Source organism: Actinoplanes oryzae, assembly GCF_030757795.1.
Classification (GTDB): domain Bacteria; phylum Actinomycetota; class Actinomycetes; order Mycobacteriales; family Micromonosporaceae; genus Actinoplanes.
The window spans coordinates 64291-75183 of sequence record NZ_JAUQWH010000018.1 but is presented as its reverse complement, the minus strand read 5'-3'; the positions used below and the strand labels follow the sequence as shown (position 1 = coordinate 75183).

The 10893-nt window shown below is 71.3% G+C and carries 11 protein-coding genes; 8 read left to right on the top strand and 3 right to left on the bottom strand.

The genetic code is table 11. From position 1 onward, the window contains the following. Positions 1-544, bottom strand: a 544-nt coding sequence (locus RBH18_RS09355) for a LacI family DNA-binding transcriptional regulator (RefSeq protein ID WP_306205805.1), incomplete at its 3' end; no start/stop codon positions are given. A 178-nt stretch (positions 545-722) separates the two neighbouring features. On the opposite strand from RBH18_RS09355, the gene RBH18_RS09350 reads away from it, so the two are divergent. From RBH18_RS09350 to RBH18_RS09320, 7 genes are read left to right on the top strand one after another with little or no spacing between them, the layout of a single operon-like run. Further along, on the top strand, positions 723-1889 hold the full coding sequence (locus RBH18_RS09350) for an amino acid ABC transporter substrate-binding protein (RefSeq protein ID WP_306205803.1): 1167 nt from the start codon (positions 723-725) through the stop codon (positions 1887-1889). Further along, positions 1886-2764, top strand: coding sequence for a branched-chain amino acid ABC transporter permease (locus RBH18_RS09345; protein ID WP_306205801.1), 879 nt, complete (start codon positions 1886-1888; stop codon positions 2762-2764). The genes RBH18_RS09350 and RBH18_RS09345 overlap by 4 nt, the downstream gene beginning before the upstream one ends. Then, positions 2748-3938: a branched-chain amino acid ABC transporter permease gene (locus RBH18_RS09340; protein WP_306205799.1), complete on the top strand. Its 1191-nt coding sequence runs from the start codon at positions 2748-2750 to the stop codon at positions 3936-3938. Before RBH18_RS09345 ends, RBH18_RS09340 begins: the two co-directional genes overlap by 17 nt. Further along, the gene (locus RBH18_RS09335) at positions 3935-4663 is read left to right on the top strand and encodes an ABC transporter ATP-binding protein (protein ID WP_306205796.1); all 729 of its coding nucleotides are present in this window, start codon (positions 3935-3937) and stop codon (positions 4661-4663) included. The genes RBH18_RS09340 and RBH18_RS09335 overlap by 4 nt, the downstream gene beginning before the upstream one ends. Beyond that, on the top strand, positions 4653-5393 hold the full coding sequence (locus RBH18_RS09330) for an ABC transporter ATP-binding protein (protein WP_306205794.1): 741 nt from the start codon (positions 4653-4655) through the stop codon (positions 5391-5393). The genes RBH18_RS09335 and RBH18_RS09330 overlap by 11 nt, the downstream gene beginning before the upstream one ends. Then, positions 5390-6325, top strand: coding sequence for a LamG-like jellyroll fold domain-containing protein (locus RBH18_RS09325; protein ID WP_306205792.1), 936 nt, complete (start codon positions 5390-5392; stop codon positions 6323-6325). Before RBH18_RS09330 ends, RBH18_RS09325 begins: the two co-directional genes overlap by 4 nt. Before the next feature lie 4 nt (positions 6326-6329). Further along, the gene (locus RBH18_RS09320; RefSeq protein WP_306205790.1) at positions 6330-8390 is read left to right on the top strand and encodes a PQQ-dependent sugar dehydrogenase; all 2061 of its coding nucleotides are present in this window, start codon (positions 6330-6332) and stop codon (positions 8388-8390) included. Between the two features lie 264 nt (positions 8391-8654). On the opposite strand, the gene RBH18_RS09315 is transcribed toward RBH18_RS09320, so the two are convergent. Together RBH18_RS09315 and lexA are read right to left on the bottom strand one after the other, a co-directional pair. Further along, complete coding sequence (locus RBH18_RS09315) at positions 8655-9059, bottom strand: NUDIX domain-containing protein (RefSeq protein ID WP_306205788.1); 405 nt, start codon at positions 9057-9059, stop codon at positions 8655-8657. Positions 9060-9275: 216 nt separating this feature from the next. After that, positions 9276-9899, bottom strand: coding sequence for a transcriptional repressor LexA (lexA, locus tag RBH18_RS09310; RefSeq protein ID WP_306205786.1), 624 nt, complete (start codon positions 9897-9899; stop codon positions 9276-9278). A gap of 77 nt (positions 9900-9976) precedes the next feature. On the opposite strand from lexA, the gene RBH18_RS09305 reads away from it, so the two are divergent. Continuing rightward, entirely contained in the window at positions 9977-10876 is a 900-nt protein-coding gene (locus RBH18_RS09305; RefSeq protein ID WP_306205784.1) for a phosphotransferase family protein, read from the top strand. The last annotated feature ends 17 nt before the right edge of the window (positions 10877-10893 follow it).

Genomic DNA, 10893 nt, shown 5'->3' with positions numbered 1-10893 from the left:
CTACGGGCTCGTCGGCCTCACCGGCCTCGTTGTCGGGCAGGACCGCGTCGACGCCCAGGGAGTGGCGGCCGATCACCGCGACGCGCCCGCCGGTGCCGATGTACGCGGCCAGCGCCGCCCGCGCCTCGGCCTCGAAGCCGGCGTCGGTGTAGCCCGAGCCCGCGACGATGATGATGCCGACCTGCTGGGCGATGAGGTGGCGGATCTGGCGCAGCTCGTGGCCCGGGTCGCGGCCCGAGTGGCAGATCTGGACCAGCAGGTTCTGCTCGTCGGCGACCTGGATGACCCCGCCGGCGATCTCCGAGAAGTAGGGGTCGTCGACCTGGTGGACGACGAGGCCGACCGTGGCGCTGGTGCCGCCGGCGAGGGTCCGCGCGTACGGGTTGGCCACGTAGCCGAGGTCCGCGGAGATCCGCCGGATGCGGTCGGCGACCTCCTGGCTGACCCCGTCGCGGCCGGCCAGCGCCCGGGAGGCGGTGGCCAGCGAGACTCCGGCGCGTTCGGCGACGTCAGCGAGGCGCAGCCTCGGCCCCGGTTTGGGCATGCGTCCACTCTCCACAACTCAAAGCTGTCGTTTCGTTACGGGAGTGTTGCGTGTGGCGTGAACCACAGCTTAGGCTACGTAAGCGCTTTCGCAAGCGCTTACGTACGGCCGGGCAAAGGAGTTCCGACGAATGCCTTCCCCCCATCGACGTACAACATGGGCTGCGGCCCTCCTCCTTGTGACGACCGGTCTCGCGGCCTGCGGCAGCGGCGGCGAGAGCGGCGGCGACGGACCCATCAAGGTGGGCATCTCGCTGCCGCTGACCGGCGACTTCTCCGAGCCCGGCAAGGGCGTGCAGCAGGGCTACGAGGCCTGGGCGAAGATCGTCAACGACGCCGGGGGCCTGCTCGGCCGCCAGGTCGAGCTGACGATCCTCGACGACCAGTCCAGCGCCGACCGGGTGGTCGCCGACTACGAGCAGCTGATCGGCAGCGACCAGGTCGACCTGGTGGTCGGCCCCTTCTCGACCCGCCTCGTCGTGCCCTCCGCGCGGGTGGCCAGCGAGTACGGCATGCTCTTCGTCGAGCCCGCCGGCGCGGCCGCCGAGGTCTTCACGCAGGGCTTCAAGAACCTCTTCTACGCCGCTCCCGCGGTGGCGAACGACCACTACAACCATCTGGCCGAGTACATCCTGGGCCTGCCCGCGGACCAGCGGCCCAAGACCGCCGCCTACGCGGCGATGGACGACCCGTTCGCGCAGGGTACGGCCTACGGCCTCAAGGCCAGGCTCGAAGCCGGCGGCGTCAAGACCGTGGTGAACGAGGTCTACCCGCCGAACACCACCGACTTCGGCAGCATCGCCGCGAAGATCGCCGCGTCGAAGGCGGACGTCGTCGTGGGCGGCTCGCAGTACCAGGACGGCGTGAACCTCATCGTCGCCCTGCAACAGCTCAGCTACCAGCCGAAGCTGGCCGCCTTCTCGACCGCGCCGACCAACCCCGAGTTCGCCGCGGCCATCGGGAACAAGACCGAGGGCATTTTGGCGCCGACGGGCTACAGCCAGGACGCGCCCTACCCGAGCAACAAGGAGTTCGTCGAGAAGTACACGGCGCAGTTCGGCAAGGCGCCGGAGGAGGACCAGGCCAACGCGTACACCACGGGTCAGGTCGTCGCCGCCGCGGTCAAGGCCGTGGGCTGCGCCGAGCAGGGCGACTGCCAGCAGAAGCTCATCGACTGGGTGCACGCCAACAAGGTGGACACCGTGGTCGGGACGCTGTCCTGGGACGACACCGGCAAGCCGCAGGGCGCCCACATGATCCAGCAGTGGGTGGGCGGCGACATCAAGATCGTGCTGCCGGCCGACGTCAAGGAGGCCGCCATCGTCTACCCGAAGCCGGCCTGGTGAGCCTCGTCCTGCAGAGCGTCGTGCTCGGCCTCCTCCTCGGCGGCCTCTACGCCCTGCTCGCGGCCGGACTGACCCTCTACTTCGGGATCATGCGGGTGGTGATGATCGCCCACTCGGCGTTCCTCATCCTCGCCGCCTACCTGGCGTGGTGGTGGCACGAGCGGACCGGCCTGGACCCGCTGCTGTCGCTGGTGGTCACCGTGCCGCTGTTCTTCCTCGCCGGGGTGGCCGTGCAGCGCCTGCTGCTGGCCCGCCTGCGGGCCGTGACGCTGACCATGATGTCGGTGCTGGTGACCTTCGCGGTCGCGCTGATCATCGAGGGCCTCCTCGGGTACGCCTTCACGGGCACCCAGCGCCGCATCCAGCTCGGCTACGGCTCCGCGAGCTTCGAGGTGCTCGGGGCGCGCGTCGCCGTCGTCAAGCTGATCGCCTTCGGGCTGGCCGTCGTCTCGCTCGGGGCGCTCTACCTGCTCATGAAGCGCACGTCCTTCGGGTGGGCGCTGCGGGCGACGATCCAGCACCGCGACGCGGCCCGGCTGGTCGGCATCGACACCGAGCGCACCGCCGGGTACGGCTTCGGCCTCGGCCTGGCCACGGCGGCGGTCGGCGGCACGGCGCTGTCGCTCGACTCCACCATCTATCCGTCCCTGCACTGGCACTGGATCGGCCCGCTCATGGCGATCATCGTCGTCGGCGGCCTGGGCAGCGTCCCGGGTGCCGCGGCCGCCGCGCTGCTGCTCGGGCTCGCGCAGAGCCTGCTGCAGATCCCGCTCGGGACGACGTGGGCGCAGACGGTGTTCTACGTCGCCCTGTTCGCGACCCTGGCCGTACGCCCGCAGGGGTTCTTCGGAGGCCGCCTTGCCCAACGTTTCTAGCCGTCTCCTGCCGTTCGTGCCGCCGGTCGTCCTGGTGGCCGCGATCCTGTCGTTCCCGTCGCTGGCCCCGAACCCGTACATCCTGTCGTCCGGCATCGTCGTCCTGAACTACGCGGTGCTCGCCACGGCGTGGAACTTCGTCGGCGGCTTCACGGGATACATCTCGCTGGGCCACGGCGCGCTCGCCGGCCTCGGGGGATACGCGACCGGCCTGCTCGTCACCAAGGCGGGCATGCCGGCCTTCGTGGCGCTGGTCGCCGCCGCGGTGCTGGTCGCCGCGCTGGCCGTACCCCTGGGCATGGCCGCCCTCCGGGTGCGCGGCGCGTCATTCGTGATCGTGTCCATCGCGCTCGTGCTGATCCTGCTGCTGGTCTTCCAGAGCTGGGCGTCCCTGACGGGCGGCTCCCGCGGCCTGGTCGTGCCCCGGCCCTTCCCGGAGCTGTTGCGCCCGGAGCATCACCGGGTCTTCTTCTTCCTGTACGGGGGTCTGCTCGGCCTGGCGCTGCTGACCTGGTGGATCGTGGACCGCAGCCGGTTCGGCCTCGGACTGAAGGCGCTGCGCGAGGACGAGGACAAGGCCTCCGCCCTGGGCACGCCGACGTTCACGTACAAGCTGATCGTCTTCGTCCTGTCCGCCACGTTCACCGCGCTCGGGGGCGGCCTCTACGCCCTGTGGTTCGGCGACCTCGACCCGGTGTTCCAGTTCAGCGTGCTCACGGGGTCGTACCTGGTGCTGATGGCGCTGCTCGGCGGGGTGCGCTCGCTGTACGGGCCGCTGGTCGGGGCGCTCGTGGTCGGGACGGCGCTGGAGTACTTCAAGGGCTCGTTCGGCAACACGCCCCTGCACCTGGTGGCCACGGGCGTGCTGCTCGCCGTGGTCGTGCTGGTCATGCCCGACGGGGTGCTGCCCGCGCTCGCCGCCGGGTGGCGCCGGCTGCGCCGGACCAGCCAGACGTCGATCCGTGAGGTCACCGCCGCCGAGCTCCGCGACCAGCGCGCCGCGGCCTCAGCCGGCGCGGGCCCCGGCGTGAGCGAACGTGCAAGCGCGCATGAGCGTGTCGACGCGCCCGGCGATCCGGGGGCGGGCGAATCCGGCTCGCGCAGGCCCGGCGCTGGTGGCGTGAGCGAACGTGCAAGCGCGCATGAGCGTCCCGATCAGGAGGCGCATCGATGACGCTGTCCACCGAGAACCTGCGGAAGGCGTTCGGCGGGGTCGTGGCCATCGACGGCGCGACCGTGGAATTCCAGCCCGGCAAGGTCAACGCGCTGATCGGGCCGAACGGCTCCGGCAAGACGACGTTCTTCAACTGTGTCACCGGCATGATCCGCGCGGACAGCGGACACGTGCGGTTCGGCGGCACGGACGTCACGCGCAAGGCGCCGCATGCGATCGCGCGCGCGGGCGTCGGCCGTACGTTTCAGCTGTGCCGGGTCTTTCCCCGCATGACCGCGCTGGACAACGTGCTGGCGGCGGTGCGGCCCGGGGGTTTCCCGAAGGCCCTGCGCGGCGCGCGCGGAAGCGGCGAGATCGACCGCGCCCGCAGCTGGCTCACCCGGCTCGGCATCGAGCACCTCGCCGACGTCGAGGCGCGCGAGATGTCCTGGGGGCAGCAGAAGCTGCTCGAGCTGGCCGGCGTGCTCATGGCCGAGCCGGCGACCATCCTGCTCGACGAGCCGGCCGGCGGCGTCAACCCGGCACTGCTCGACCGGATCGGCGCGCTGGTGCGCGAGCTGAACGGCGAGGGCCGCACGTTCGTGATCGTCGAGCACAACATGGACCTGGTCATGAGCATCAGCGACCACGTCGTGGTGTTCGACCGCGGCCGCCCGATCGCGGCCGGTCCGCCGTCCGTCATCCGCACCGACGAGCGCGTCCTGGGGGCGTACCTTGGCGTCTGAGTTCGAACTCACCGACATCGTCGCCGGCTACGGGCGGGCCGCCCCGGTGCTGCGCGGGTTCAGCGTCACCGTGCCCGCCGGCTCGGTCGTGTGTCTCGTCGGTCCCAACGGCGCGGGCAAGTCGACCGTGCTCAAGGTGGCGAGCGGGCTGCTCCGGCCGAGGTCCGGGCGGATCACCGCGGGCGGCGTGGACCTCACCGGCGCCGGCCCGCAGCGGATGCTCGCCGCCGGGATCGCCCTGGTGCTGCAGGGCCACAGCGTGTTCCGCGAGATGACCGTCGAGGAGAACGTCATGCTCGGCGGCTACACGCTCAGGGACAAGGGGAAGCTCGCGGCGCGGCGGGACTTCGTGCGCGATCTGTTCCCCGTGGTCGCCGAGCGCTGGCACACCACGGCCGGCCTGCTCTCCGGCGGCCAGCAGAAACAGGTCGAGTTCGCGCGGTCGCTCATGATCGATCCCCGGGTGGTGCTGCTCGACGAGCCGTCCATGGGCCTCGACCCCAAGGCGACCCAGACGATCTTCGACCAGGTCGTGCGGATGCGCGACGCCGGGACCGCCGTGCTGCTGGTGGAGCAGAACGCCCGGCGCGCGCTGGAGACCGCCGACCTCGGGTGCGTGCTCGACCTCGGGCGCGTGCACATCTCCGGGCCGGCCGCGGACCTGCTCGCGGACCCGCAGCTCGGGGAGCTCTATCTCGGAGGACGACCCTCGGGAAAGGCGTCACGATGAGAACGAAGTTCGCCCTGAGCCTGGCCGCGGTCCTCGCGGCCGGGGCATCCGCGGCACCCGCGCAGGCCGGGGCATCCGGCCCGCGCGACATCCATCCGTCCCTGCGGCCGCACCTGGTCGCGTACTACGACTTCGACCACCCGCAGCGCGGCGACGTCGCGCTGGAACAGGACCTCGGCCGCTCCGGCACCGAGATCGAGCTGGTCAACGGCGGCGCCGCGATGCGCGTACCGGACCGGGCGTTCCCCGGCAGCGGGCGGGCCCTGCAGACGCGGCAGACCGACCCGGCCGGCACCGGCAACGACGACTGGAAGGCGGGCATCTACTCGGCGAGCGGCGTGCGCACGCTGCGCGCCTTCAACGCCGCCGGCGGCGTGACGGTCATGGGCTGGTTCAAGCGGCAGATGGACGGCCCGGCGCCGAACACGGTCACCCCGGCGCAGGGTGACGTCTACAACGCGATCGGGCTGACCGGCGTACTCACGGGGGACAGCGACGGGCACGCCGTGCGCGCCCTGCTCGAGCTGATCGACGTGAACGGCACCCTGCGCCTGGTCGCGCTCGGCCGCCGGATCGACGGCGGTGCCTCGCAGACCTTCGCCGCGAGCGAGGACTGGCGCACGCTGCTGCCGCGCGACCGGTGGGTGCACATCGCCGCCACCTTCGATTTCGGTACGGGCACCATGGCGCTCTATCGCAACGGCGCCCCGGTCGACGGCTTCTACACCGTCGCCGGCGACCCGTGGCAGGTGGCGGGCCCGGGACCGCACGTCACCAGCGCCACCGACCCGCGCGGCATCAAGATCGGCGGCAGTTTCCCGCAGAACACCGTCGAGCGCAATCCGTGCACCTGCCGGATGGATTCGCTCATGTTCCTGGACACCGCGCTGCCCGCACGGGCAGTGGCCGCTCAATACGCACTCATGGGGTGAACCGATGCGTCTGAGACTCGTCCTCTCCGCGCTTCTTCTGTCCACAATGGCCGTTGCAGCGCCCACTGCCGCTTTCGCGGACCCGGGCGCCATCTACGACCCGATCCCGACCGAGCCGGAGACCTCGCGGCTCGGGCTGGTGCTGTCGGAGTTCGCCGCCTTCCCGCAGACCCAGCCGACCCCGGCGCCGACCGACGCGCGGCTTATGCGCAAGGCGCGCATCAACACGATCTTCGAGCTGCCGGACGGCTCCGGGCGGCGGGCCGTGCCCGACCTGAACGGCCCGCTCTACCTCGTCGAGAACGGCGTGCCGCACGTCTACCTGGACGTGAAGGCGCAGTTCCCGGAGTTCTTCTCGGGGCGCGGCCTCGGGCAGGGCTTCGGCTACGTGGCCTTCCATCCCGCCTTCGCGCAGAACGGGCTCTTCTATACGATCCACACCGAGTCGACGGCCGCGGTCCCGGACTACCAGCAGGCCACCGTCCTCTACCAGGGCGTGATCAACGAGTGGCACGCCACCGATCCGGCCGCTGACACCTTCTCGGGCATGCACCGGGAGCTGCTGCGCATCGGCTTCGGCGGGCAGATCCACGGCATCCAGGAGATCAACTTCAACCCGTACGCCCGGCCCGGCTCGGACGACTACGGCAAGCTGTACCTCGCGGTCGGCGACGGCGGGCAGGGCGTGAACAACACCGACCCGCAGAACCTGGCCCTGCCGCACGGCAAGCTGCTGCGCATCGACCCCGCCGGCACCAACTCGCCGAACGGCAAGTACGGCATCCCCTCCACCAATCCGTTCGCCGGGCAGGCCGGGGCTCTCGGCGAGATCTGGTCGTACGGGTATCGGGACCCGCACCGGTTCAGCTGGGACAAGGCCACCGGGCGCCTGTATCTCGGGCACATCGGCGAGCACGCCATCGAGGCGATCTACGAGGTGCGCAAGGGCGACAACATGGGCTGGAGCGAGCGGGAGGGCGCCTTCGTCTTCGACAAGACGCCGTCGTCGCCGTGCGACCGGCTCTACCCGCTGCCGGCCGACGACGCGGGCTACGTCTACCCCGTGGCCGCGTACGACCACAACCCCGCCCCGGGCTGGAACTGCACCTCCGACGTGGGCGTCGCCGTCGCGGGCGGCTTCGTCTACCGGGGCGCCGCGATCCCGGCCCTGTACGGCAAGTACATCTTCGGCGACCTCGTGAACGGCTGGGTCTTCTACACCAACGCGTCGGAGATGCGCCGGGGCGGGCCGCCGGCGACCATTCACCGGCTGAACCTGTTCGACGCGGCGACCGGGAACGCCGTACGGATGCAGGATCTCTCCGCCCCGGGCACGCCGGCCGGCGACCCCAACCGGGTCGACCTGCGCTTCGGCACCGACCGCAGCGGCGAGCTCTACCTGCTCTCCAAGGCCAACGGCAAGGTCTGGAAGGTCACCGGCACGCGCACCTTCGCCGCCGGCCCGACCGGCACGACGCTGGTGCCCGGCCTGGCGACCCCGTCCTTCTGGCAGCCGGTGACCCCGTCGAAGTGGACGTTCGAGAACGGCCAGGTGATCCTGTCCGAGGCCGGCGCCGAGCGCCCGGGCCCGCGCCGCCCCTTCGAGTACGCGATCCTGAACCGCGGCCCCGCCTTCTCCTCGGTCCAGGTCGACGCCCAGGTGCGCCTCGACGAGGAGGTCGAGGTCACCAACCGCGACGTCATCATCGTCTTCGGCTGGCAGTCGGACACGCAGTTCTACTACGCCCACCTCTCCACCGACAACACCATCTACCCGCACAACGGCATCTTCAAGGTCAACAACGCCGACCGTGAGCGCATCGACTACCAGTGGAACGGCCGCTCCCGCGGTGCCAATCCGGCCGTCGTCGACAAGGCCTGGCACCAGGTCCGCGTCAAGCACCAGTCCGCCACCGGCGAGATCGCCGTCTACGTCGACGGCTCGCCCGACCCCCTCATGACCGCCCGCGACACGACCTTCACCTCGGGCCGCGTCGGCTTCGGCTCCTTCGACAACATCGGCCGGACCCGCCTCTTCAGCGCCCTCGGCACCCCGGCCGCCTGACCCGATCCGCTCCCCACCAGCCCCGCCGGCCCCGTGGCCGGCGGGGCGCCCCGCTTCCGTGGCTCTCCTGCCGGCCGCGCAGTGGCGCACGTGTCTCGCACCCTGTTTCCGCAGCTAGCGCGACTACTGGGCGGCTGAGATCCGTCTCTGCCGTTCGTGTGACCGGCACGGTGACGTCAGTTCGAACGCCGCGCTGCAGACTCCCCGCTTGATCCGGCTCCCCGCTTGATCCGGCGCAAGTAGCCGATGACAGTTCGTTGACGCTCAGGCGCGGGCGCCCCGCATCGCTTCCACCAACGCCGTGCGTACGGGTTCGTGGATGAGCGGCGGCAACTCTTCGGGCCAGAACCAACGAATCTCGTCATGTTCCTCAGGGGCGACGTTTGTCGGTATCCCCTTCCACTCGTCGACAAGCCAGGCGCTGAAACGCACGGACTGCTCTCCGCGGCCTACTTCCAGCCGCGACAAGTGGATTGCCGAGCCTGTTGTCATCCGCACGCCGAGTTCCTCGCGCAGCTCCCTGGCGAGCGCGGCCAGCTCGGTCTCGCCTGCGTCGATGTGCCCGCCGGGCAGATCCCACACGTCCGGGTAGACAGGGCGATTCGGGCTTCGGTGAACGAGCAGGACTTGGCCTCCGCGAACCAGCGCCGCGGTGACGATCTCGGGCATGGGCAGGATTCTGGCACGACCCTCCGACAAGAAGAGTCCGAGCGCATCAGGCGGCAAGAAGCTCCGGCATCGCGGTCCGACGGCTCTGCGCTCGGGTGATCCCGCGGGCGCCGGGGCCGGCGGGGAGCACCTCGACGGGATGCGGCGCCGCCGGCACTGTCGCGGACGCCTCGGGCCAGGCGGAATCGGTCGCGGCGGAGGCCTCCCGCGCGACGGTCAGGGCAGGGAGCGGAGCACGCAGACCGCCTTGCCGAGGATGACGGCGTCGTCGGCGGCCAGGACGGGGTAGGCGGGGTTGCGGGGGACCAGCTCGGCGTGGCCCTCGCGGTGGCGGAGGACCTTGATGGTGGCTTCGTCGCCGAGGAGGGCGGCCACGATGTCGCCGTCGTCGGCGGCGGGCTGGCGGCGGATGACGATGGTGTCGCCCTCGACGATGCCGGCGTCGGTCATGGAGTCGCCGCGGACCTTGAGGGCGAAGCAGGTGCCCGGGCCGACCAGGGTCGCGGGGAGGGTGAGGACGTCGCCCGGGGACTGGTCGGCGAGGCGGGGGAAGCCGGCGGCCACCGTGCCGAGCAGGGGCACGTCGACCGTGCGGCCGGGGGCGGGCGCGGCGTCGCGGAGCTCGACGGCCCGGGGGGAGCCGGCCGCGCGGCGCAGGAGGCCCTGCTGCTCGAGGACCTGGAGGTGGTGGGCGACGGTCGAGGGGGAGCGCAGGCCCACCCGGGCGCCGATCTCGCGCACGGTGGGCGGGTAGCCGCGCTCGCGGATCGAGGCCGCGACGACGGCGAGGATGCGTTGCTGCTGGGCGCTGAGCGCCGGGCTGTCCGCCCCCGGTTCCATGACGGGACTCTAACGCGGATTAGAACACGCGTACTATGACGCAGGTCCGTGCTTGACTGGGGAGCGAAAGGTCGGGGATGAGCGGGCTGCCGAGAGCGGACACCGGGGAGTTGTACGACGCCGTCGGCGAGCGTGATCTGCGGCCGGGCGTGGAGGCGCTGCTGCGGAGGCTGGGCGCCGATGCCGCATCGGTGGAACGGATCGCCACCGGATCGCTTCCCGTCTATGCGGCCGGCGAGGTGGTGCTCAAGCTCTTCCCGCAGGTGTACGCCGCGGAGGTCCCCGTCGAGGCGGGCGTGCTCCGGGCCGTGCACGGGCGCCTGCCGATTCCCACCCCGCGCCTGCTCGGGCAGGGCGAGCACGACGGCTGGGGCTTCGTACTCATGGAAAGGCTGCGCGGTACGCCGTTGAGCGAGGCGTGGGACGGCATCGGCGACAAGGAGGCGCTGGCCCGGGAGCTCGGGCGGGCGACGGCCGCGCTGCACGCGGTGCCGGCGCCGGACATCGCGGAGTGGTGGCCGCGGGACTGGGACGACTTCGTGTCCGGGCAGCGGCGCGGTGCCGTGCAAAGGCAACGGGAGCGTGGGCTGGACGCGGCCTGGCTCGCCCGGATCCCGGAAGCGCTCGACGTGGAGCTGCCCGGGGGCGACGTGCTGCTGCACACCGAGATCATGCGCGAGCACCTGCTGGTGGAGCACGGGCGGATCAGCGGGCTCATCGACTTCGAGCCGGCCATGCGGGGCGCACCGGAGTACGACTTCGTCGGGGTCGGCGTCTTCGTCGCGCAGGGGGACCGGCGGTTTCTGCGGGCGTTTCTCGAGGCTTACGGTCATCCGTGCGACGACGGGTTCCCGCGGCGGATGGTCGCGTGGTCGCTGCTGCATTGCTACAGCAATCTGCCGCGGTGGATGGGGCACATGCCGGTGCCCGAGGAGGCCGACTTCGCCGAGCTGGGCCGGCGCTGGTACGGAACCTGAAACATGTGTGTACTACT